The organism is Mucilaginibacter sp. PAMB04274, from assembly GCF_039634385.2.
Lineage (GTDB): Bacteria > Bacteroidota > Bacteroidia > Sphingobacteriales > Sphingobacteriaceae > Mucilaginibacter.
The window spans coordinates 2,885,566-2,910,950 of record NZ_CP155081.2; the positions used below are offsets into that span (position 1 = coordinate 2,885,566).

17 protein-coding genes are annotated in these 25,385 nt (G+C 42.1%); 10 read left to right on the plus strand and 7 right to left on the minus strand.

Translation table 11 applies throughout. The features are described from left to right. Positions 1–163: 163 nt before the first annotated feature. Entirely contained in the window at positions 164–757 is a 594-nt protein-coding gene (locus ABDD95_RS12120; protein WP_345947590.1) for a DUF4202 domain-containing protein, read from the minus strand. A 59-nt stretch (positions 758–816) separates the two neighbouring features. Beyond that, positions 817–1,839 (minus strand): LLM class flavin-dependent oxidoreductase, encoded by a 1,023-nt coding sequence (locus ABDD95_RS12125; RefSeq protein WP_345947591.1) that lies wholly within the window; start codon positions 1,837–1,839, stop codon positions 817–819. Between the two features lie 313 nt (positions 1,840–2,152). Between ABDD95_RS12125 and ABDD95_RS12130 the strand changes: the two genes are divergently transcribed. The 4 genes from ABDD95_RS12130 (at position 2,153) to ABDD95_RS12145 (ending at position 5,051) form a co-directional block, all read left to right on the plus strand. After that, complete coding sequence (locus ABDD95_RS12130; RefSeq protein WP_345947592.1) at positions 2,153–3,328, plus strand: MFS transporter; 1,176 nt, start codon at positions 2,153–2,155, stop codon at positions 3,326–3,328. Positions 3,329–3,571: 243 nt separating this feature from the next. Then, positions 3,572–4,159, plus strand: coding sequence for a TetR/AcrR family transcriptional regulator (locus tag ABDD95_RS12135; RefSeq protein ID WP_345947593.1), 588 nt, complete (start codon positions 3,572–3,574; stop codon positions 4,157–4,159). 47 nt (positions 4,160–4,206) lie between these two features. Beyond that, positions 4,207–4,668, plus strand: coding sequence for a hypothetical protein (locus ABDD95_RS12140; protein WP_345947594.1), 462 nt, complete (start codon positions 4,207–4,209; stop codon positions 4,666–4,668). 65 nt (positions 4,669–4,733) lie between these two features. Then, positions 4,734–5,051 carry a DUF3817 domain-containing protein gene (locus ABDD95_RS12145; RefSeq protein WP_345947595.1) on the plus strand — a complete coding sequence of 106 codons (318 nt, stop codon included), beginning with the start codon at positions 4,734–4,736 and terminating at the stop codon, positions 5,049–5,051. Positions 5,052–5,225: 174 nt separating this feature from the next. Here ABDD95_RS12145 and nagB read toward each other — a convergent pair whose 3' ends face one another. The 3 genes from nagB to ABDD95_RS12160 form a co-directional block, all read right to left on the minus strand. Beyond that, positions 5,226–7,145 carry a glucosamine-6-phosphate deaminase gene (gene nagB / locus ABDD95_RS12150; protein WP_345947596.1) on the minus strand — a complete coding sequence of 640 codons (1,920 nt, stop codon included), beginning with the start codon at positions 7,143–7,145 and terminating at the stop codon, positions 5,226–5,228. A 25-nt stretch (positions 7,146–7,170) separates the two neighbouring features. Then, positions 7,171–8,355 carry an ROK family protein gene (locus ABDD95_RS12155; protein ID WP_345947597.1) on the minus strand — a complete coding sequence of 395 codons (1,185 nt, stop codon included), beginning with the start codon at positions 8,353–8,355 and terminating at the stop codon, positions 7,171–7,173. Positions 8,356–8,560: 205 nt separating this feature from the next. Next, positions 8,561–10,348, minus strand: a complete 1,788-nt coding sequence (locus tag ABDD95_RS12160; RefSeq protein WP_345947598.1) for a sugar-binding domain-containing protein — start codon at positions 10,346–10,348, stop codon at positions 8,561–8,563. Between the two features lie 189 nt (positions 10,349–10,537). On the opposite strand from ABDD95_RS12160, the gene ABDD95_RS12165 reads away from it, so the two are divergent. Both ABDD95_RS12165 and ABDD95_RS12170 read left to right on the plus strand, forming a co-directional pair. Next, positions 10,538–12,214 carry an arylsulfatase gene (locus tag ABDD95_RS12165; protein WP_345947599.1) on the plus strand — a complete coding sequence of 559 codons (1,677 nt, stop codon included), beginning with the start codon at positions 10,538–10,540 and terminating at the stop codon, positions 12,212–12,214. A 460-nt stretch (positions 12,215–12,674) separates the two neighbouring features. Next, positions 12,675–16,847: a two-component regulator propeller domain-containing protein gene (locus ABDD95_RS12170; protein ID WP_345947600.1), complete on the plus strand. Its 4,173-nt coding sequence runs from the start codon at positions 12,675–12,677 to the stop codon at positions 16,845–16,847. 51 nt (positions 16,848–16,898) lie between these two features. Here ABDD95_RS12170 and uxuA read toward each other — a convergent pair whose 3' ends face one another. Then, positions 16,899–18,083 carry a mannonate dehydratase gene (uxuA, locus tag ABDD95_RS12175; RefSeq protein ID WP_345947601.1) on the minus strand — a complete coding sequence of 395 codons (1,185 nt, stop codon included), beginning with the start codon at positions 18,081–18,083 and terminating at the stop codon, positions 16,899–16,901. A 203-nt stretch (positions 18,084–18,286) separates the two neighbouring features. Here uxuA and ABDD95_RS12180 point away from each other — a divergent pair, with 203 nt between their 5' ends. From ABDD95_RS12180 to ABDD95_RS12195, 4 genes are read left to right on the plus strand one after another with little or no spacing between them, the layout of a single operon-like run. Next, positions 18,287–19,657, plus strand: a complete 1,371-nt coding sequence (locus ABDD95_RS12180; RefSeq protein ID WP_345947602.1) for a hypothetical protein — start codon at positions 18,287–18,289, stop codon at positions 19,655–19,657. A 14-nt stretch (positions 19,658–19,671) separates the two neighbouring features. After that, positions 19,672–20,571, plus strand: a complete 900-nt coding sequence (gene rbsK / locus ABDD95_RS12185; RefSeq protein ID WP_345947603.1) for a ribokinase — start codon at positions 19,672–19,674, stop codon at positions 20,569–20,571. Between the two features lie 19 nt (positions 20,572–20,590). Continuing rightward, positions 20,591–21,589: a GRP family sugar transporter gene (locus tag ABDD95_RS12190; RefSeq protein ID WP_345947604.1), complete on the plus strand. Its 999-nt coding sequence runs from the start codon at positions 20,591–20,593 to the stop codon at positions 21,587–21,589. A gap of 10 nt (positions 21,590–21,599) precedes the next feature. After that, positions 21,600–23,813, plus strand: a complete 2,214-nt coding sequence (locus ABDD95_RS12195) for a glycosyl hydrolase 115 family protein (RefSeq protein WP_345947605.1) — start codon at positions 21,600–21,602, stop codon at positions 23,811–23,813. 76 nt (positions 23,814–23,889) lie between these two features. On the opposite strand, the gene ABDD95_RS12200 is transcribed toward ABDD95_RS12195, so the two are convergent. Further along, positions 23,890–25,374 carry a hypothetical protein gene (locus tag ABDD95_RS12200; protein ID WP_345947606.1) on the minus strand — a complete coding sequence of 495 codons (1,485 nt, stop codon included), beginning with the start codon at positions 25,372–25,374 and terminating at the stop codon, positions 23,890–23,892. Positions 25,375–25,385: the final 11 nt, after the last annotated feature.

Consider the following 25,385-nt stretch of genomic DNA (forward strand, 5'->3'; position numbering starts at 1 on the left):
CGAACAACTTGAAATAATAGCCTGCGTAATTTTACGCAATTAATTTTAAAACATGCAAAAACATGCAAACTTTATACTCAGGTACTGGTGACATTTTCGTTTATACTAACTACTTGCATTAAAAGTGCAACTGTAAGAATGCAGCCATTCCATTTGCCAGAGGTTAATTAAGTTTTTGCATAGCCGCAACAACCGAATTTAAGCCCGCCTCCGAATAAGGTAAAGACAAGGCAAATTGATGTCCGTGAGCATCCATTTTCAATAACGATTTCCAGAGGATGTTGACAACCTTTGGCAAGTCATCTTCATGTTTTTTACGAAACTCTTCATATTGAAATTCTAAAAACACCAGGCACAATGCATTTTCCATTGTTTGAACATCTGCATCTGTTTTAATACGCTTTTTTAAGAGAATTTCGCTTACGCGCTTAACCTGCACATCGGCATAACCAACTTGCTGCATCAACCGGGTAGCAATTGAGGCATGGTGCAGGGCGAGCTCTTTACGCCATTTGAGGTATGAATCGCGACCTTCTGGATAATTATCACGAGGCATTTCCCAGCGGCCAATATGCTGACTACGCGAGGCTAAAAGCAATTCCTCACCAGCATCAGGACTAAGCTTTAATACCCACTCATATAATTTTATGGCAAAAAAGTACTCTTGCGGATAAGTCTCGCCTGCCCACTCAAAAACCCGAGGGTCTTTTCTGTTATATTCATCAAAAAGTTTGTAAGCAGCATCTAATTTACTCATGTACGCAAATTACCATCTTTTCTTTGCTAACTCAAGGCTATGTTGATTTAGAACACTAATCAGCCAATGGTATTAATTTGTGGAATGACTCGTTGTCCAATTAGCTCGATTGATCGCATCAATTGCTCATGAGTAAGGCCTGCGTTGTCCATCTGAAAGGTAAAACGATCAATGCCGCCCAGGGCTTCACTATGATGGAGAAGTTTTTCAGCCACCTGCTCAGGACCGCCTACCAAAAGTACACCTTGCGGCCCTACTAAATGATCAAATTGCGTACGCGTAACTGGCGGCCAGCCGCGCTCGCGACCTAGTTTGGTCCAAAGTTCGGCATAGCCGGGGTAATATTCGCTAATGGCTTTCTCATTGGTTTCGGCTACGTAACCCGGAGAATGCAGGCCTACTTTAAGCTGTTTTGATGAGAATCCTGCACGTGCACCCGCCTCACGGTATAAATCAACAAGTGGACGGAAACGAGAGGTGTTGCCTCCGATAATGGCTACCATTAAAGGCAAACCAAGAGAGCCCGCTCTTACGAAAGACTCCGGCGTGCCACCCACTCCCAGCCAAATGGGCATCTTATTTTGAAGTGGCCGTGGGTAAACCGGCAAGTTTGGAATTGAAGCACGAAATTTGCCAGACCAGGTTACAAATTCATTCTCGCGTATTTGCAATAAAAGATCAAGTTTTTCACTAAACAAAGCATCATAATCATCAAGTTTGAAACCGAAGAGCGGGTAAGCTTCAACTGATGAACCACGGCCAACAACCATTTCTGCCCTACCTTTGGAAATGAGGTCGAGTGTTGCAAATTGCTGAAACACACGAACCGGATCGGCGGCACTGAGCACAGTAACTGCGCTGGTAAGCCGAATGCGACTGGTACGACTTGCGGCTGCCGCCAAAATTACTGCTGTCGCTGAATCTAAAAATTCTTTGCGGTGATGTTCTCCAATACCGAACACGTCAAGTCCAGCATGATCAGCGTGTACAATACGTTCTAATAGTTGTTCCATTGCTTCAACACTGCTGAGTGCATTTGTGCCATACATTGCCGACGCAAAGCTGTCTATTCCGATTTCCATTCTGCAATATATGCATCAGTGCTGTTTAGTACAGGTAATGGCCAGGTCATTTTTATGCGCTCATTCTAAAATATGATGTTATTACTTCGTTAACTATAAAAATTCGGAAGCGGTATTCATCATCCTTTCCATGCTCATTATCGTTTCCTAAATTAAATCTTACAGCGCAGGTTCATTCCGTGTTCAGGTCCTTTCTACTACGCTTTCCGACACAATTCTCCTCAATTGCCCAAGACTATTAGTGTAATTTTTACACTAATCCAATAAAGCCTGGTAACAGGTTGTTTATCTTTGCCGTCCTATTGAAGAACAAATGAAAAAAAGTTTATTTCCGCTTTTACTTGGCGGTTTAGGCATAGGCACCACCGAATTTGTGATGATGGGCCTGCTGCCAGACATTGCCGAGAATCTGCATACCAGTATACCAACTGCCGGACACTTGATTTCTGCTTATGCTTTTGGCGTTGTTGTAGGCGCTCCTCTACTGGTAATGATAACCAGTAGCTACCCACCCAAGAAAGTATTGCTGTTCCTAATGCTAATCTTTACTATTTTTAATACAGTATCGGCCTTTGCCCCTACGCATTTTACGTTGCTTATGGCCAGATTTTTTGCTGGGTTGCCTCACGGAGCTTTTTTTGGTGTAGGAGCAGTTGTGGCCAGCCGATTGGCCGATGAAGGCAAACAGGCACAGGCCATATCCATGATGTTTGCCGGCCTCACTATAGCCAACCTGGCTATAGTGCCTCTGGGAACCTGGATCGGTCATCATTATTTATGGCGGTATACGTTTGGTATAGTTGCTTTGATTGGCTTGCTTACCCTTATGTTCCTTGCTGCCTGGATGCCTGCACTTCCGGTAGAAAGAAAGGGCGATGCACGGTCTGAGTTAAAGGTATTTAAAAGTGCTGAAGTATGGCTTGTAATTCTACTAACGGCAATTGGCACGGGTGGCTTATTTGCGTGGATAAGTTATATAGCTCCCCTCATGACGAAAGTTTCCCGTTTCTCTGCCAGTAGCGTTTCCTGGATATTAATTTTAGCCGGTTTGGGCATGGTAGTTGGCAATCTTGTTGGCGGAAGACTGGCTGACCGCGTGCAACCTGCTAAGGCTTGTACCGGGCTGCTTATGGCCATGGCAATTACACTGTTGTGTATCTACTTTTTCTCAGAATATCAGGTTATTGCCTTGTTGCTTACCTTTATTGCCGGTGCATTGTCTATGGCTATAGCATCGCCCATCCAAATATTAATGATCCAAACGGCTAAAGGCGCGGAGATGCTGGGTGCGGCAGCTACGCAGGCGGCTTTCAATATTGGCAATGCATTGGGTGCGTTTTTTGGCGGCTTACCTATTGCTGCCGGTTTAAGTTATGATACACCGTCGCTTGTAGGCATGGTTATGGCACTAATAGGTGTGCTTTTTGCCTTTGTTTTAGTAAGAAGGCAGGCAAACATAAAATTAGCTAAAGAGCTAATACCAGCATAAGGATTTAAAAAAACAGGCATCATTGCCACCGCATTTCTTATTGTTTTGTTGTACCCTTTTGCAAAAGCAAGCGTTCAAAAACCTCTTAAAAACCAGCAAGGCGTGTTGAGTAAAGCATAGCTCATTCAACAACAGCTATTGTCTAGGCTAACTTATAAATAACAATTGCTTTATCATGACATTAACAATTTGTTAGGCAAATTAGAAATGCCGTTGTTTGCAAAACATGCCAGTTAGTATTTTATGTCAAAAGCTGCGCTAACACGTTCGAACATACTACAAAAAGCGTTTGAGTTGATTTACCGTAAAGGGTATCAGTCTACCAGCATTGACGATATCATTGCGAAAACTCAAGTAACTAAAGGCGCCTTTTTTTACCATTTTAAAAATAAGGAAGATATGGGGCTGGCCATTATCAACGAAATAATGTATCCGGGTTTGATTCCGTATATGGAATCGACCTTGAATCAAACAGAAGATGTTCGGCTTAATCTGTATAATATGATGGAGAGCCTGCTTTTGGAAAAATCATTCTTCGATATAAATTATGGATGCCCTGCTGTAAATATGATAGAAGAGATGGCACCGCTTAATCCACTGTTTAAAAAAGCCCTGTTACGTATCATGATGCAGTGGCACGGTGCTATCGAAGCTACGCTTACAAATGCACAACAAAAAAAGCAGATTGGCGACGAGCACAATCCTTCGCATCTGGCAACTTTTATTATTTCTAATTATACAGGTATACGAAATACCGGCAAACTACTGGGGCAAGCATCTTACAAAGCTTTTCTGAGTGAACACAAAAAATTTCTTAATCAACTTATATAATTTTTTTCACCAAAAACATACCATTTAGTATGTTAATTTTTTAATCTATGTATCCATTCCTCATTTCTCTTCATTCGTTGTGGCGCTGGCTCGTTTTAGGCAGCCTTATTTATTCCATTTACGTTTCTTACAGTGGCTTTATAAGTAAGAAAAAGTTTACAGCAGCCGCCGATAAGCTCCGTCATTGGACAGCAACAATTATCCATATCCAACTGGTTTTGGGCATGTCAATTTATATACAAAGCCCGGTTGTGAAATATCACTTACTAGACAGTCCCCATAATTTAATCAACGAGCAATACTTCTTTCGTTACTTCCACCTTGCCATGATGTTGGTTGCTGTAATTTTAATTACGATTGGTTCTGCCAGAGCTAAACGGTCCAAAAATGAGGTAGAAAAGTATAGGATTATGTTTAAGTGGTTCAGTTTAGGCCTTGCGGTCATTTTCATTGCCATCCCCTGGCCTTTTTCACCACTTACGAGCAGGCCTTATATAAGAAGCTTTTAAGTACGTTGAAGGAATGCAGTTTAATTAAAGTAAAACCTTGATATCAAGAAATCAATCTAACAAACATGAATAATTTGATAAAAACATCTGTTGGGCGTTTACGCCTGGTTGGCTATTTGGAAGGAACGTCGCTCATAATGCTGCTTTTTATTGGTGTTCCACTAAAATATTACAGCAACAACCCCGTATTAGTTAAAACGCTGGGACCGGTACACGGCTTATTGTTTTTGTATTTTGTAATTAGTACACTGAGTGTTGGGGTGGAGCAAAATTGGAAATTCCGGCAAATTACCTGGAAGGTGCTTATTGCCTGCATGATTCCTTTCGGAACCTTTTACATTGACTACTATATACTCAAACAAGCTGCAAAAAGCCCGAACTAAGGGATGTAAATTTCATAGCAAAACCCTGGATAGGGCATGTATAACAGTCCGGGTAGATTGCCCTCGTCCACCGTATTACAGTTTCCAAATAATCTACCTCGTAGGCGTATAAATTACCGTATCCAGGGTTTAAAGAACTTTTATTTTGTGCTCTTCTGCTACAAATTAGTGCAGTTAAAATTTATATCTAACAAACGCTTCCATGGCTTCGTACTCGGCAAGGCCAAGCTCGTTATAACGGTTAGCCGTTTCGCGATTACGATCTTCGGCCCTTACCCAAAACTCACGGGCATCATCACCCGGGAAAACCGGCGTATCTTTTTGTGACTGATGTTTAAATATAGCCTGACGTTTCCTGATCACTTCCTGCGGTGATAACGGTACGGCCATTTCTATCTCATGTGTTTCGAACTCGTGCCATGCACCTCTGTACAGCCATAACCAGCAATCTTTAACCCATTCTTCTGTGGCTTTAAGGCGTTGCAAGGCAGCCAGTATTATATTAAATGATACAATGTGTGTACCATGCGGATCGGCAAAATCACCTGCAGCAAATACCTGATGAGGTTTTACTTTTTGCAGCAATTCTATAGTTAACAGAATATCCTCTTCTCCCACCGGATTTTTTTTGGTTTTACCGGTTTCATAAAAAGGCAGGGCCATAAAGTGAATACTGCTATCAGGCAAGCCCGCGTAACGCGCGCCGGCAATTGCTTCTCCCTTGCGTATAATGCCTTTTACGTTACGTATCTCCTGCGAGTCTATCTGGTTAGGGCGTTTTTGTTTAATAAAATCGCGCATGTTGTCGTAAATGCCCTCCAACTCTGTAGTGTCTTTGCCTATGCTCTGGTTAAAGTCTATAGCAAATTCAACATAGCGTAGTACATCATCGTCCCATACGGCGGTGTTGCCCGATGTTTGGTAGGCAACATGCACATCATGCCCTTGGTCTACCAAACGAATAAAGGTACCGCCCATTGATATGACGTCATCATCAGGGTGCGGAGAGAATATCAGCGAACGCTTCTTTGCCGGTTCGGCACGCTCGGGCCGCTGCGAATCATCGGCATTGGGTTTGCCACCCGGCCAGCCCGTTATGGTATGCTGTATTTTGTTGAATATATCAATATTTATATTGTAGACAGGTCCCTGCTCTACAGCAAGTTGTGCCATACCATGATTATTATAATCTTCTTCGGTTAATTTGAGCACTGGTTTCTTGAGTTCGCTGGCCAGCCAAATAACCGCCTTCTTTTTCAATTGAGCATCCCAAGTACAATCTTTAACAAGCCAAGGCGTGTAAAAGCGGGTTAGCTCTGATGCTGCACCTTCATCTAATATAAACTCTACATGATCCGAAAGCTGTAAATAAGTAGCCGATACGTCGCCCGAGATTTCGCCCTCTACAGCTTTTTTTACAATCGGTGCTTTTTTAGCACTCCATGCCATTAGTATGATTTCGCGGGCTTTAAAAATGGTACCTATACCCATAGTGATGGCTTTGGTGGGTACATTTTCTTTTCCACCAAAATCACGCGAGGCATCGCTTCGGGTTAAGTCGTCAAGGGTAACCAACCTTGTACCTGAATTAGGTGCCGAGCCGGGTTCGTTAAAGCCGATATGGCCGGTACGACCAATACCCAACAATTGAAAATCCAAACCGCCTAAATCCTCTATTTGCTTTTCGTAGTTAAGGCAAAATGCAGCTACCTCATCCTGGCTCAGTGTTCCGTCGGGAATGTGAACATTTTCGGCGGGAATATCGATGTGGTCGAACAGGTTTTCATGCATAAAGGTTACATAACTTTGTGCCGAACCAGCTTGCATCGGAAAATATTCATCCAGGTTAAATGTAATTACATTTTTAAAGCTTAAGCCTTCTTGCAAGTGCAAGCGTACTAATTCTTTATAAACTGCAATAGGTGTTACACCTGTAGCTAGTCCTAAAACAGCCTTACGGCCTTCTGCCTGTTTATGACGTATTAATTTTGCTATACGCTGTGCCACCACTATGCTGGCTGTTTGTGCGTTAGGATAAATGCTTACCGGAAGCTTCTCAAACCGTGTTTCTTCAAGTAGATTTAATCGTGCCATAGGATATAAGATGTTAATGTGATTATTACTCTGTTATTGTTATGCTATGTATGTTTTCCATCACAAAGGATGCGGCTCCAATCAGTTCTGCGTTATTGCCCAATTCGGATATAGCAATTTCGGTGAACGACGCTAAACGAGGTATGCTATGCTCATTTATAGCTTGTTGTATGGGTGCCAGCCACAGTTTACCTACTGCTGCACCTTTACCACTTAGTACTATTACTTGCGGGTTCATTATGTGAAGCAATATAGCCAGGCCCTCGCCTATGTGATAGCCGGCCTCGGCTATAAGCTTGATGCAAAAACGGTCACCTTTACCGGCCTCTTCCAAAATATCCTGTGCGGTTATTTTCCTGCCAAGTGCGGTTAAACTAGTGGTATACAACCCTTCTCGCATTTCTTTAATTGCTCGTTCTTCAACAGCGATTAATGAGGCAACGGTTTCTAAGCAACCATGCTTACCACAAGTACATAACTGACCATTTTTAACTAAGGGAATATGGCTAAATTCGCCAGCAAAGCCACTGTAGCCATTATACATTTTGCCGTTAATGATCATACCTAAACCTATACCCCATCCTATGTTAATTACCATCATTTCCTGAAAGGCTGCGCCTAATCCAAATTTTAATTCGGCCTGAGCTACGGCATTCGAATCATTGAAAATAAAGACTGGCATTTTTAGCTTTTCAGACAGGTACTCTTTCAAGTTATGCCCATCATCTACCGGCAAGTAGCTATAGTTAATACCATCGGCCTCATTAACAAACCCGGGCATAGCTATACCTGCTGCGATAATTTTATGGCTATCTATATTGGCCAACTTTAAATACAGTGCAATTCCATTAACCAGGTCTTGCGTGGCATTAACATTATTGTGCAATTTGAGTTCAAATTCATGAACCGGTGTTACAAAATTGTTTTGTAAATCGGTGAGTCCAACCCGTGTGGTGAACTGATCCATTGCTACACATAGAATATATAATCTATTGGCGTTCAAAACATAAGTAGCAGGCTTTCGTCCTCCGCTCGAGATTCCCACGCCACTTTCCGAAATCCAACCTTTTTGTAAAAGTGCGTTTATTATTTTCTGAACGCTAGGTATACTTAAGCCTACTTCGGCACTTATAGTTGCGCACGAGTTTTTACCGTGGTACAACGACCTAACTACTTTTTTGCTTTTTGAATCAAATTCGCTGGCTGGCATCGTGTTTTCTGCGAATTGTAAATATAGAAATTTAAAATCTTTTTAAAATATTTAAAAAGATTTTAAATATTTGAATTGTTCCGTAATGCCGAACTTTCCGCTTTGCGCGCTATACTATAATCGATTAGGTGCCCATTTATGCCATAACTGGCTCTTGTTGCCCAGTTCATAAACAACGGCTGGTTTTTGACCGACAATTAGATCGTCATCTATTACTTGGTGTAGCACTAAATACTTTACGAACTTTTTTCATGTCAAATTTAGGCCTTCTATCGTAGGTATAAATACCGTTTTGTTCTTGCTCAACATCCGTCAACTGAGTAAAGCAATAGCCAGTTATATGTTTAGATTTTAATATTGTACCGGTCAGCAACTCCAACCGGCTATAAAATTCGTCCAGCGATTTAGGGCCTTTTCCGTAACCCCACGATCCTGCATATTTTTGATCACTAAGCCATTTTATGCCCCCGTACTCACTTACCATTATCGGCTGTCCCTCATACCGTGCCTTTTTCGATATGTGGTATTGTGAAAAATCAAACTTCCCGGTCTTTAGTTGCAGCTTCTGTGCAAACGTTGTTGCATCCTGGCTATAGTCATGCACACTCCAAATATCTGCCTTGTAAATTTCTCCACCGGCAGCGGTAATTATGGGCCTGGTTTGATCTAAAGCTTTTGTTAAATTATAAATACTTTCGTTAAAGCGAGGGTACTCTGTTTCGTCGGTTATCCAAAGTTCATTGAGCGGTGTCCACCCAATAATGGATGGATGATTGATACGCTGTTGCACAGTCTCAATCCATTCTTCGGTAATATTCTTCATGGTAAGCTGCTTAGTGCGGTCGCCTCCCCAATCGGCTGCTTCTGCCCAGGTTAAATACCCCATTTTATCGGCCCAGTAATGAAAACGTTCCTCAAATATTTTTTGATGCAAACGGGCACCATTAAACCCGGCCTGCATACTCAATTCAATATCATGCTTCATGGCCTCGTCGGTAGGTGCAGTCCAGATGCCGTCCGGATAAAAGCCCTGGTCCAGTACAAAGCGTAAATATCGGGGCTGGTTATTCAAATAAACCCAACCGTCTTGAATATGTACTTTACGCATTCCAGCATAAGAGGTTACCTTATCAATCACCTCACCATTCATGTCCAGCACTTCTAATATAAAGTCATACAAAAATGGATTCTCAGGGCTCCACGGTTTTATATTTTCCAGCTCGATGACGGCCATAGCGCTGTTACTTGCGGGTATAGTTTGCTGACCGGCTATCCTGTCGCCGTCTTTCACGGTAACTCTTAACCTTTGTCCTCTAAAAGCAAAGAAAGCTGGCATAACCGTAAACCTGCTTTGATCTAAGTCGGGTATAATCTTACAACTTTCCAGTCCGAGTGGCGCTGCCGCCTCCATCCAAACCGTTTGCCAAATACCGGTGGTACGTGTGTATCTTGCCCCGCTCGAATTGTATTTATAAGCTTGCTTGCCCAACGGTTGTATGCCTGAGCGGGTATCATCTTTTATATATAACACCAGATTGTGCGACGAGCCGGCTTTTACAAAAGATGTGATATCAAACGTAAAGGCAGATGTGCCGCCAAAATGAGTAGCCACTAACTGACTGTCAATATAGGCGTCGCAGCGGTAGTCTACCCCTCCAAAATGCAGTAATATTTTTTTGTCTTTCCAGCCTATCGGTATACTGATATTTTTATGATACCACATGGCATTGATAAAGTCGGTGTAACCTACACCTGATAATTTGCTTTCCGGACAAAACGGAACGGTGATTTTACCGGGAAATCCTTTACTTGCTGTGAGGCCTCGCTCTAAGCCAGAGTCTCCCTGATCGAAGACGTAAGTCCAAGTGCCATTAAGATTAACCCAATCACTGCGAACGAACTGCGGACGGGGATACTCAGGACGTGGCACCTGCTGAGCAAATGCAAAAGCCCCTGAAAGGATAGCAACAATCAGAAGGTATAAGTTTTTCATCTTTAATAATCGGTATCGCAATATAATAGGTGCAATTGTGTAGCGCACCCGTCAAATCGTTCAGATTTCCCGGTCTTATAGATGTTCAGAGACCGTGGCCGTGCAACATATTACTGTCTACTTTGCACGATACAGCCTGTTAGATGAAAGCTTTGCAATTATATATTTACATTCAACTTGACTGACGCTATGAAAAACTGCATAATAGTCTTTATTATCTTGTTTGCCGCAGCTGCTGTTGGATTTGCTCAACCACGGAAGTCAAAATATAAACGTCCTAATATTATTATTATACTGGCTGACGACTTAGGATATTCAGATATCGGTGCTTTTGGCGGCGAGATTAATACACCTAACCTCGACTACCTAGCTGCTAATGGCTTACGATTTTCTCAGTTTTATAACGTATCGCGTTGTTGTCCAAGCAGGGCTTCCTTACTAACTGGTTTATATAACCAGCAAGCAGGCATCGGCAGCATGACGCGCGATCAGCACCAGCCAGCTTACCGCGGATATCTTACAGAGAATACGGTTACACTTGCCGAGGTACTTAAAAAGGCAGGGTACCACACTGGGATGGTAGGTAAATGGCATGTATCTAACACGGTTGAAAAGAGCGATCCTAAAGAGCAATTGATGTGGCTCAACCATCAAGTTAATTACCCGTTGTTTTCTCCTATTGAGCAGTACCCCACCAGCCGAGGGTTTGAGAAGTTTTATGGCACCATATGGGGCGTAATAGATCACTTTGATCCGTTTAGTTTAGTTAACGGAACTAAGCCTGTTGAAAAGCTTTCTAAAAACTATTATCACACTGATGCCATTAACGACACGGCATCGTCTTACATTCGGCAGTTTAGCAAGGAAAATAAACCCTTCTTTTTATACGTAGCACACAATGCACCGCACTGGCCGGTACAAGCATTACCTATCGACATTGACAAGTACAAAGACACTTACAAGGCAGGCTGGGAGGCCATACGTAAAGCACGCTACCAAAAGATGATAGCACAAGGGCTGATAGATCCGGCAACGCAGCCCCTGTCGCCTCTGTATGGCAATAAAAGCTGGGAAAGCAACCTCACAAAAGAATGGGATGCGCGGGTGATGGCGGTACATGCCGCCATGATTGACCGTATAGATCAGGGCATTGGGCGCATCATTAAAACACTGCGTCAAACCGGACAATTGGAAAATACGCTAATCATGTTTTTAAGTGATAATGGCGCCAGTCCTGAAGTTGCGCAAGTGCTTGAGCCTGGTTTTGACAGACCGGGCCAAACGCGTAGTGGCCAACTTATTATTTATCCAAAAAACAAGGACGTAATGCCCGGACCGCAAACCGTTTACGCCTCTATAGGCCAGGAATGGGCCAATGTAGCCAACGCTCCTCTGCGATACTGGAAAAGGGAATCTTATGAAGGTGGGGTACGCACACCATTTATTGCATATTGGCCAAAGGGCCTGAAATTAAAAAAAGGAAGCATAACCGATAAGGTTGAGCACGTGATGGACTTTATGCCCACCGTTGTAGAGTTATCAAAAGCAGAATATCCTTCTATTTACAAAGGCCATCACATAACCCCCATGCAAGGCATTAGCCTAGTGCCGGCTTTTAAAAACTTGCCTGGTAAAGCTCATGATTTTATTTTCAACGAACATGTGAACGGACGCTCAGTAAGAGCAGGTAAATGGAAGTTGGTTAAGCTAAGCTCAGACATGCCGTGGGAGTTATATAATATGGACAAGGATAAAACCGAATTATCCGATATAGCCTTAAGGTACCCCAAAAAGGTTAAGGAATTAGATAGCCTGTGGAACGCTTGGGCCACTAAAAACCAAGTACTACCTAAACCGGGTAAGTAAGGCTATAAATTACTCGTTCTTAAAAGAGACCGGGAGCCTGTCGTTGATAAATAGCCCAGCCCTCTCCCACTGCTTGTATGGATAACAGCTACAAGTATGGCCACCTGCTCAACATGAACAATTACCGGATTTGCCTTTATGTCTGCTTTTGCAGTAGAGAACGTTTTATCATCTACAGTAATTCATAATAAAGTTGTAATTGCAGGCATCCGTACTCCTGATGTATTGTTCAATTCTACAGGTCAAAAGTGTCATTGCGGCCTATACATGTCTTATAATAGCGCAGGAACCACAAGCACTAAAGTTTATATAAACTTGATTTTAAACCACTTACAACTCCATCTATATTGAGCTCCATTTGTATACTGCTATTAAAAGCGGCATACCTGTTAACGGCACATGTTACAGGCACTACATTTTTTTAGTATCTTTAAATAACCATTTATAAATTTCATTGATCTTGAAAACCAAGACTACATTGCTACGTGTAATGATGTTGGTTATGCTACCTTTCCTAATGGCATCGGTAGGCAAACGGGCATGGGCACAACATCTGAATTTTAAACACCTTACCATTAACGAGGGCCTGTCGCAAAACACTGTCTTTTGTGTAACGCAAGATAAAACAGGATTTATTTGGATAGGTACCGAGGATGGACTGAATAAGTACGATGGTTACGAATTCAGTATTTATAAGCATGAGGACAACAACCCGAAAAGTTTAAGTCATAGTCAAATAAATGCCCTTCAAGAGGACCCCAGGGGTAATTTATGGGTTGGCACCTCAGATGGTTTAAATTGCTTTGATAAACACACAGAGAGTTTCCGAAAAATAAGTACCGGCACGAATAGCGAGTCGGGCACGAACGAATTTATCACCTCTTTTTTATATGACAGCTTTGGGAACCTTTGGATAGGCACTTTTGGTGGCTTAAAACGATATGATTATAAAACCAATAAGGTAGTCGATTACACTATAAAATCTTCCAACCAAAGTACGGGTACCAGCAAAAGGGTGCAGGCTATTTTTGAGGATGCCGACAGAACATTATGGGTAAGCATTGGCAAAAACCTAAAACGTATTGATCTTTCGACCCAAAAGCCAATGCCACTACCAGCTGGCCTCCAAGAGAATATTGACCTTAGCAAAAGCAACATTAGGGTTATTAAACAAAGTAAAAATGCCGAATTGTGGTTTGGTACAGAAGGTGGCGGCTTATACCGCTATAACATACTAACCAATAAAACAACACATTACCTGCATAGCAACAGCGATAACAAAAGTTTGCCAACAAATATTATAAGGTCGCTTTTACCTTATAGTGACACAGAAATGTGGATTGGTACGCGCGATGGGTTGAGCATTTTAAATATGCAAACCAATACGTTTACAAACCATAAGTATAACCCTTATGATACTAAAACCATTAGTCACAACTCGGTAAGAAATATTTTTAGAGACAGGGCAGGTAACATTTGGTTGGGCACCTATGCGGGAGGCCTTAACTTCTTTTCATCCGGCGGAAATAATTTTTCATACATAGGAGAAAAATCAAGTAATAAGGCCGGGTTAAGCCATCGGGTAGTAAGTTCTATAATAAACAATAACGGCGCACTTTGGGTGGGTACCGAAGGCGGCGGGCTCAATTATATCGACAGAAATAAAGGAATTCAAAAAGCTTTCGTTATTAACAGTGAGCAGCAAAACATCGTCAAGTCGCTTTCTAAAGATGAAAAAGGAAATCTTTGGATAGGCACCTATGATGGATTAAGCTATATGGACACCCAAAGCGGACTAATCACCAATTTTGACATAACCGAAAACGACAGCAAACCAGAGAACAAACAAGTTTTTGCTGTATTGGCAGCAAAAAACGGCGTTTGGATGGGCACCGATGGCAGGGGTTTAAAATTTATGGACAGAGAAGGTAAGTTCAGTACCTACCTTCACAATGCTAACAACAATAACAGCATAAGCGGCAATACCGGCTTTTGCCTTCTTAAAGATTCGGAAGATGGGTTGTGGGTAGGTACCGAACATGGCTTGAGCTACTTTGATACTCAAACCAACCGGTTCACCCAGTTTGTACATCATGATGGTAAACCTTACAGCTTACAGCATAATACGATACTGTCTTTATTTGCTGATTCCAAAAACCGGCTTTGGGTAGGCACCAAAGGTGGCGGCGTAAGTTATTATGACAGGAGTTCGAAACATTTTTATACCATAAGCACTAATGAAGGCCTGAACAATGGTGTAATACATGCTATAAAACAAGATGTTGATGGAAACCTATGGTTAAGCACAAACCAGGGACTATCGAAAATAATATTCAAAAGCTTTACGCCTCCATTTAGTAAAAACACACTGCGCATTATGAACTACACGGTTGACGACGGCTTGCAAAGCAACCAGTTTTCATCGGGCGCGGCAGAAACCGGCGAAGACGGAGAACTGCTTTTTGGTGGTATAAACGGCTTAACTGCCTTTTACCCTAATAAAATCATTTATAATACGTTTAAGCCAAAGGTTGTTATTACCGACTTTCTGATCAAAAACAATCCGGCTAATTTGGGTGCTGAAAATTCACCACTTAGCAAACCAATAGACGAAACCGAGGATATTACGCTGACACATGATCAGGCATTTATCACATTTAAATTCGCTGCTTTAAATTACCTAAACCCCGACAAGAACCAATACGTTTACCGTTTACGCGGTTTTTACGATGATGAATGGCATTATGTAAATAATCAGCGAACAGCCACTTACACAAATCTGGATGCTGGAAAGTATGTTTTTCAAATCAGGGCAGCTAATAATGATGGCGTTTGGACGGATGAAGTTAAAACAGTCCGTATCACGGTACTCCCTCCCTGGTGGAAAACTTGGTGGGCTTATTTGCTCTATGTATGCATTTTAGGTTTGGTACTCTACATGGTATACTATCATTTGGTAAAAACCAGTAAGCTTACACATGAGTTGAAGTTTCAACACATGAGTCATGAAAAGGACCAGGAACTTGCCCAGCGCAAACTAAGCTTCTTCACCAACATATCGCACGAAATAAAGACACCCCTTACTTTAATTTTAGCACCGATTGATAAGCTGATAGGTTTAAATGAGGGAAATAATAAAACTCAAAACCAATTGCGGCTTATACAACGTAACGGAGAGAGGCTGGTGCGGCTGATTGATCAATTGCTTGATTTTAGAAAATTTGAATCGGGAAACATGAAGCTGCAGGCTGCAGAAGGTAATATTGTGCGTTTTGTGAAGGAAATTTTAATGGCCTTTGAATCTTATGCACATCACCGCCGCATTCGCATTAAGTTAATGACCGAACAACAGCGAATAAGGATATGGTATGATCGTGATAAGCTGGAAAAAGTAATTTACAATTTATTATCAAACGCACTGAAATTTACTAACGAAGGAGGACAGGTTATTGTATACATCAAACAGCTTGATACGCAACCATCAAATCTAATCATCGAAATTGAAGATAATGGCATAGGTATCCCACCTCACCAAATAGACAAGATATTTGATCAGTTTACGCATTTTGACGACAAGGGTATTAATACTAAAGGAACGGGTATTGGCCTGGCATTTTCAAAAGGCTTGGTAGAACTGCATAAAGGCACCATGCACGTAGAAAGCACAGTTGCAACACCGCAGCAACAGGGAAAAACGGTGTTCAGAATTATTCTTCCCGTAGGGAAAGAGCATTTATCAGAAGATGAAGTGATTGCTGATTATAAAAACAGTGAAGACTTGGATGCCTATCGCGAAAGTGAAATCTCATCTGCATCCAGATTGGCCATACAGAAGCGCAAACAGCAAGTTTTACAAAATGCAGGAAAGGAAAAGCTTATACTGCTTATAGTTGAAGACAACCTGGAAGTTCAGGAATTTGTCTCGTCGCATTTTGAGCCCGATTTTGAGATTCATACTGCTCAAAACGGAGCTGTGGGACTGCAAAAAGCATTAGAACTTGTTCCGGATATCATTATAAGCGATGTAATGATGCCCGAAATGAATGGCATTACGCTTTGCAGTAAATTAAAAGCTGATGCACGTACAAGCCATGTGCCAGTTATATTATTAACAGCGCGTACACCTATCATATTTAACATTGAGGGTTTGGAAACCGGCGCTGATGACTATATCACAAAGCCTTTTAACCTCACCATGTTAGAAGCCCGTGTATGGAATTTGTTAGACTCCAGACAGAAGCTAAGAGAACGTTATAGACGGGAAATTACGCTGCAGCCAACTAATGCAGCCATCACCTCACCCGACGAAAAATTTTTAGAACGTGTAATGAAGTATATTGAGGCCAACATGGCCGAGCCAACCTTAAGCGTTGAGGAATTGGGCAAAGAGGTTGGTATGAGCAGAGTTACACTTTACCGTAAAATTAAAGCGCTTACAAACCAAACTGCTGTAGAGTTTATTAGGAGTGTGCGGTTAAAACGTGCTGCGCAACTTTTGGAGCAGAACAAGTTAAACGTAAATGAAGTAGCGTATATGGTTGGCTTTTTAGATATAGATTATTTCAGGCGCTGTTTCAAAGATGAATTTGGGTTTACGCCTAAAGAATTTGCCAACCAGGCTGTTGTTAAATAAAAGCAAATGCTTAGGCGGTTCAATCCAGCCTAAGCATTAAAACTAATCTTTTTACAGCATACTTTTGATGCCCATCTCTAACCCGCGCAGTTCGGCAAGGCCTTTTAGGCGTCCAATTATATTGTAACCCGGATAAGTGTTTCTATTGTAATCATCAAGCAGCTTGTGACCGTGATCTGGACGCATGGGTATTGCTATATCAGTACGGCCAGCTGCAACACGTTTTAATTGCTCTAAAATAACGTTCTCCATTACTGCAGCCATATCTGTACTGCCGCTTAAATGCTCAGCTTCATAAAAGCTACCATCAGGTTCGCGCTGCACATTCCGCAGGTGTAAAAAATGAATGTGGCTGCCTAGCCTTGCTACCATGCCTGGTAAATCATTTTGCGGGTTTGCGCCCAATGATCCGGTACAAAAAGTAATGCCGTTACTTGGCGACGGTGCAAAGTTTACAACATCCAGCAGGTCGCTCTCTGTACAAACCACCCGTGGCAAACCTAATATCGGAAACGGAGGGTCATCAGGATGTATACACATTTTAATACCTACTTCTTCGGCAGTTGGAATTATAGCCCTTAGAAAGTAGGCTAGGTTTTCTTTTAGCTTTTTGCTGTCAACATTTGCATAACGCCTTAGGTGCTGCTTGAATTCACTAACTGTGAAAACATCATCGGTGCCTGGCAAACCCGCCATAATGGTATTGGTGAGCAACTGTATGTCACTTGCAGTACATGCGTCTAAATACTTCCTTGCATACGCCTGTTGTTCTTTGGATGTGTAAATGAACGCCTCTGCCCTTTCTAAAATATATAAATCAAACGCAGTAAGTGCTGTCGAATCGTACCGTAAGGCGCTGGCATTGTTGGGTAATCTGAAGTCTAAATGAGTGCGCGTCCAGTCAAGCACCGGCATAAAATTATAGCACACTACTCTTAGTCCATGAGCAGCAAGGTTTTTTAGTGAGTTTTTATAACGCTCAATATACTTGTCTCTGTCAGGCTCCCCCACTTTTATACTTTCATGCACATTTACGCTTTCAACTACAGACCAATTTAAACCAGATGCTTCAATCATACGCTTCCGGTTCTCAATTTCATCCATTGTCCACTCATCACCACAAGGTATATGATGCAGTGCGGTTACGATCCCTGTTGCTCCCGTTTGTTTGATGTCGGCTAAAGTAACCTCATCATTGGGGCCAAACCATCTGAAAGTCTGTTCTAAATTCTGCATTATATCTTTAAAGTAAGTGCCTGCAACTTACGGATGCTTAATCATTAACCCTCATGGTATAATTATCAAAACTACATGCCGAAAGTAGCATGTACAATAATGCAGTACAGCGATACACTGATACAATTACCCTGCACATTTGTACGATATACCTTTTCATAAACGTATGTGTTAGGCTACATTTACCTTACCAATTGTAAAACATGCGATTCTTAAAATTTGCGCTTTTAACTTGCTCGTTCATTCATTTGTGCGCCTATGTTCATGCAACTAATTATTATGTAAATAGTAAAGCAGGTGATGATACAAACAGCGGCACAACAAAAGACCAGGCTTGGAAAGGTCTCACTAATCTGCAGAAAGATCATTTCTTACCTGGCGACAGCATTTTATTTGCCAAGGGTTCGACCTATACCGGTGGGTTTATTTTTACCAGTTCGGGAACTGCCGCTAAACCTATTGTTTTTTCGTCCTACAGTGTCGGTGCCGACATAATACTTAAAACACCACGTACAGAGCTAACACCATACTTCGAAAAATATGGCGCTGGTCCGCCGCCTTCATTTACTAATCCAACTTGGGAAACTTTAAACGGAAACATCTTTCGGATAGAGGCCAGTTACATCGTTATAGATGGCTTGTACTTTCATGACAACACCAACCCTCCCGGGTCTGACAAAAACAACAAGAATGTGCAGAAAATGGGCGCTGTTTACCTTGCTTTAAATACACGCTATAACACCGTTAAAAATTGTGAATTTTTTCATACTCCGGTTGCCGTAAAGGTAAAGGGCACGCATAATCTAATAACTCGTAACTACATGCACGATGCCAGCGAGATGATGGCTTACTCATGGGGACCTATCGCCATTATGGTCGTGTCAGGCCACAACGAAATTTCACACAACCGTATAGAAAATTATGGCGCTTATGGAGGGCCTTACGGGTCTGACGGCGGAGTGGTAGAACTTGATGGCGTTGATGATGATTTTAAAGCCAGCAACATAAATATTCATCATAACATTTCTGTTAATAACCATGGCTTTCTAGAAATTGCTGCTCGCAATGTAGATAGCGTTACAGTTGCCTATAATCTGAGCGATGACAAAAACCAGTTTATTGGCGGTGGTGGCTATAAGGTTAATGTATTTAACAATACCGTTGTACGTACACGTGAGCCAAACGTAGACCGGTATATATTTTGGACGTTTAATCCGGAGCTTACGTTTTATAATGTACGAAACAACATCTTCTACATCTCGCCAGATTTGGGTGTTTTCGGCCCGGTAAAAAAAGTCACCGGGCATGTACGCGTTTCCATTGGTCAGCATCCGCGTAGTAATAATCTGTATTATTCGCCGGGTAATAAAAATCCGGTAGGTATTAAGCCTGATAACAGTGATTTAATTGCCGACCCGAAATTTATAGACATTACAAACCGCAACTTCAGGCTTACGCCTAGCAGTCCGGCAAAAGGACAAGGCGCAAGATTAGGTTACCAACATGATTTGGATGGTTATCCGGTGTCTGCAAAAAAGCCGGGATTAGGCGCGTATGAATTTCCAATAAACTAAACCGCAATACAATTATGGGCAAAATTTTAGTTATCGGCAGTTCAAATACCGATATGACCATCCTAACCAGCCGGTTCCCTAAACCTGGCGAAACGATAATTGGTGGAACATTTCTACTTAATGCTGGTGGCAAAGGTGCTAACCAAGCGGTGGCAGCGGCGCGTTTAGGGGCCGAAGTAACTTTAATTGCCAAATTAGGTAACGATGTTTTTGGTGAAACAGCTTTAAAGAATTTCAATGAGGAAGCTATTAATACATCGCACGTAATTATCGACCCACAAAACGCTTCCGGAACGGCATTGATAACCGTTAACAGTTCGGGCGAAAATATGATAGTAGTTGCTCCAGGTGCGAATGACTATTTAAAGCCCAATGATATCGGCAATTTGCCATACCTGCTTAGCATAAACGACATATTACTAATGCAACTTGAAGTTCCGTTGAATACAGTTGTACATGCTGTACAAACTGCCAAAGCATTAGGTCGAAGGGTTATTCTTAACCCAGCCCCGGCCACCTCACTGCCCGATGAGCTCTTAAAAGATCTTTTCATGATTACGCCAAACGAAACTGAAGCGCAGCTTATTACGGGCATGGAAGTTACAAATGAGGCCACTGCAAAACAATGTGCACATGAATTAATGAAACGGGGCGTGCATAATGTAGTCATTACGTTGGGCAGTAAAGGAGCTTGGCTTAGTACTGATGAGCACGACTTACTCATACCAGCACCAAGTGTAAACGCTGTTGATACCACTGCTGCCGGAGATGTTTTTAACGGCGCCCTTGCCCATTGTCTTTCCTTGCAATCAAACTTCATCAATGCTGTTGAATATGCATGCAAAGCAGCAGCTATTTCGGTAACACGTATTGGCGCACAAGCTTCAGCCCCTTGGGCAAAAGAAATTAATTGAACTAAACCTTATCACTATTATGTTTATTGTTGAAAGTTACCCAATCGCCATCATTTTTTGCTTTATTACTATGGTCTGTTGGGGTTCATGGGCCAACATGCAAAAGCTCAATTCCACTTCCTGGCGTTTTGAGCTCTTTTATTGGGACTATGTTATAGGGATTATGCTATTCTCAGTTTTATTAGCATTCACGGCCGGCAGCAATGGCGATATGGGGCGGCATTTCTTAGACGATTTACGTCAGGCCGATCAGAAAAATCTTATCTCAGCTTTTACGGGCGGTGTACTTTTTAACTTAGCTAATATTATGCTGGTAGCCGCAATTGCCATTGCAGGCATGTCAGTGGCTTTTCCAACGGGTATTGGTATTGCGCTTATACTGGGGGTAATTGTTAATTACCTTGCAAGGCCCGAAGGCAATCCCTATATATTATTTACAGGTGTAATGCTAATTGCCGCAGCTATACTGCTCAATGCCAACGCCTATAAGCAGCTTCATAAAAACACAGCAAATTTTTCCATAAAAGGACTAATCATTGCCATTATCGCCGGCGTTTTGTTAGGTTTCTTTTATAAGTATGTAGCTGTATCAATGGCCACTAACGCGGTAAACCCGGAAACTGGCAAACTAACTCCTTATACAGCACTCGTTTTTTTTGCAATCGGAATTTTTACCAGCAACTTCATTTTTAACAGCTTTATTATGTACCGCCCTTTTGCAGGCACACCAATAAAATGGAACGCCTGGTTTAAAGGCTCCGCTAAAGATCATGCTATGGGCATTATTGGCGGTGTGATTTGGAATATCGGGATGGCACTTAATATACTGGCAGCCGGCAAGGCTAGTCCGGCTGTTTCTTACGGACTCGGGCAAGGCGCAACGGTAATTGCCGCAATATGGGGCATATTTATCTGGAAAGAATTTAAAAACGCCGAGCGTAAAACCAATATTCAGCTCTACATTATGCTGGGCTTGTATGTATTCGGTATTATTTTGTTAATAACAGCACGAAACTAAATCTTACAAAATGAATAAGATTTCACGTAAAAACTTCATAAAAAATTGTTCGGCCACGTTAGGTTTGCTTTCGGTTGGTTTGCCAGATGTTTTAGGAGCTCCAAAGGCTAAACAAATACCATTCTATACAGGGAATAAGGAACAAGGAAACAATAGCACAAAAACAAGGGGCTCGTGGGTCAGGGTTGGGCAAAGTGCGGCTGGCGACGTTAAGCTAAGCAACTGTGTGATAGTTGTAAATAATAAAGAGCATACCGCCGTAAGGCAGGCAGCCCAATTTTTAACAGATGATATTGCAAAAATAAGCGGCTACAAACCACCTATTTTGTCACAAAAAGACGAAAGTAAAGTTAACGTTATCTTATCAACATTTGGGAGCGGCAGCTTACCGTCTCAGATCAGTTCGAGTAAGCTTAAAGGCAAAAAAGAAGCTTACCAAATAGTTACCCATAACAATGAAGTTTGGCTTATTGGAGCTGATTTTAGAGGAACAGCGTATGCCGCATACCATTTAAGCGAGCGCTTAGGTATTGATCCGCTTTATTTATGGACAGGTTATCAGGCTTTAAAAAACACCAACCTTACATTAAAAAGCACAAATCATTACGAAGCGCCGCCAACTGTGAAATACCGCGGCTTTTTTCATGATGACGAGGATGTGCTGCCACGGCCGTTTGATCGGTATGGGTTTCCCCTACGTATAGGCGATGTGCCTTTAAAGTGGTATCAAAACTTTTTTGAAACGGCCTTGCGTTTACGAATGAATATGGTGGCACCTTATGTGCGAGTGCACCGCCGCTATGAAGTACAAAAGTGCGCCAGCGACTGGGGCTTGTATTTCACCTCGCATCATTACGACATATTGCTTTCAAATCCGTTTGGTATAGAGCGCTTTAAACTGGCCGAAAGACGAGGCGTTAATACCGACTGGGACTGGTTTAAAAGCAAGGATAACATGATAAGGTACTGGCGCGGCGGGGTTGAAGAAAATAAAGGTGTTAATGCCATTTGGCCGGTAGGCTTGCGCGGCACGGACGACCATGCCTATGAGTTTCCGAAAGATACGACCGAAAAAGAGCAAGCTGAGGTATTTAGAGAAGCGATTGATGCTCAGGTTAAAATTGTAAGAGAATTGGCTCCGGCAAATGACCCTCCTGCCTTTCATTTTACGCTTTACACCGAGATGCTCGAAAAATATAAAAAACACCCTGAAGATTTTAACGTGCCCGACGATGTAATTTTGGTTTGGCCAGACAACAACGACGGGGTAATGAGAGATTTACCATCTGGTACCGACAAGTGGAAACACGGAGTTTATTACCATTTGGCTTACTACGGCGGCCCGCCCACAAAGCAAGGCACTCATGTTGTTACGCCGGAACGTGTCGCAGAACAGTTTAAACGAATTGTTGATGCCGGCGCCACAGAATTTATGCTGGTAAATGTATCTGAATTGCGTGAGCATGTTATGGAAGGCCGTATGATAGCTGACATTTGCTGGAACGCTGCCGCAGTGCTCAATAAGCCCGAGCCTCATAAAGCTTATTTAAAGTGGTGGATTGATGAGTACTTTGCAAGCACTACCGATAGCCAAAGTATTATGCACTGTTATGACCAGTACTACGCGTTAATAAACGGTTCAGACAAGACCTACTTTGGAGCTGTACAATTCGAGTCTGTTTTAGAATTACTGCATAAACGTTTTACGCATCAAACTTACAACCAGCCCGATCAGGTAAAAGTGAATGAGCTTAGGCGCAGAAACGCACAATATGAGTCGGTTATTAACACGATCAACACATTGTTACCAACCTTAAATCGTGAAGAAAAGCAATTCTTTTTTGAGCATGTTGAATTTGGCTTAAGGGTAGACCAACGGCCTACACAAGCTGCTTTGATGTTATTGAATGCTTTGCATGAGCCAGATGAAAATAAGGCCTGGAATATCATTGCAGAAGCTGCGGTACCGCTAGAAAAATTAGAAGTGGAGATTTTGAGAGCTGAACGACCACCATTCGACAAATGGTATATACCAACCTGGATTAAAACGCCCGCAGCTCCGTTTAACATACACCGTTCTTATACACAAATACGAGAATTTATAAGTTGCAACGGCACGCAAACTCCTATAAACCCTAAACCCAATCTAGGGCATAATATTGAAGGCGCTAAGCTTTGGACTGAATATTTAGAGGCGTCTGATCGTATAAAGGCTACTTACTAATAAATCAAAAAAGGCTTATTCAAATGAATAAGCCTTTTTTGATTGTGATTAGGTAGGTAGAAAGTCAAGTATTAGCTTATGGATTTAGCAGAACCAATGCTACTGAGTTGCCCTCCAGCTTCAAAGGAATATTAAGAGTTGCCGCATAGTTATACGCCTGGTCTGAAGAGGATTTAAGCGAAGTTTGCGTAGGATTGCTGTAAATGTTATTATTCTTAGAATCGATCATATAAACTTTTGCATTTACCTTATCATTAAAAGCACTTTGTGGTATGTTGTTTATTTGCACATTAACCTCTTGGTCGCCAACAAACGAGGTATAGTTGTAATTCCATACCAAAACAGCAATGCCCTTGTTGTTGCCCATTGCGGCCAACGCGTTAATACCCAAGCCCTGGGCATTAAGTTTACTCGCGGTTGCTTTCACCCTCGTGCCTCTCGCTGTAACTTCCCGGCCAAACACCATTGCATAACCATAGGGATTGGGATAGGCATTGGTCAAATCGGCCAGTTCGCTTTTGTGCAAAATATCGGCATGATTGATACACCAGTTAAATACACGGTCAGCTCCTCCCTCGTATAAATAAAATGCTTTCGCTATTTGTGCGGGAGCCCATGCTGTCATGATTTGGGCCTGGTTCCATACGGTTGGAATAAAGTTGCCTCCGGCCAGGCCATACTCGGTTACAAACACCTGTCTGGCATTTATTCCTTTGGAGGCCATAGCTGCAATAATTTGTGGCTTTGCAGTTTCAAAAAGCTTAGGATTACTTTGTTCTGTGTAGCAATTCATGCTAAAAAAATCTAACCTTTTACTGGCGTCAGCATCAGCCGCATATAACGTTAAAAATTGGTTAGTATATGACACCAACTCACTAAAAGTAGTTGTACTGGTAAATGCGCCGTTACTAAGCATAATACGGTTGGCACCCGTTAAGCCTAACTCAATGTTGGCAGCGTTAATAGCTTTGTAATAATCTTTGTACACTTCATAATAGTCGGCCGCGCTCTCGCCGTTATAATCTGGCTCGTTACCTGCCTGTATGTATTTTATTTTAGGAAATTTGTTCTTGTAATAGATTACCGTTTGCTTAATAAAGTTTTGAAATGCGGTCCCCTTGCCATTACCTGGCAGCGGAAAAGTTGCAGACGGCGTATAAGCCGTTAAGGCAATAAGTAGTGAGTCGGCACAGGTTGAATAATAAGCCAACGAAGTTTCGGCGCCAACGTTTCCATCGTATTTGTAATTATACCCTTCTTTGTTTATAGTTCTCAAAGCCAACCAGGTACGTATAGTTTTATGATTTAACGCTTGCAGCCAAATGCGTGCTTTCTCGCCCGGCAGCGCCGATGTAGTTGAGTGCACATTAGCCTGTTCCAATCGCATTACATCGCCCTGGGTTTGGCTACAATCAACCGTTATAGCTGTATTCAAATTACTTGCGGGAGCATTACTGCTGGTTTCTACAGGTGTTGGCGGCATAATTCCCGGCCGTTTGGAGCAGGCCGAAATTATCCCAACCATCAAAAAAATAATAAGGAGGTTATTCAATTTCTTCATAACAAGGTTGT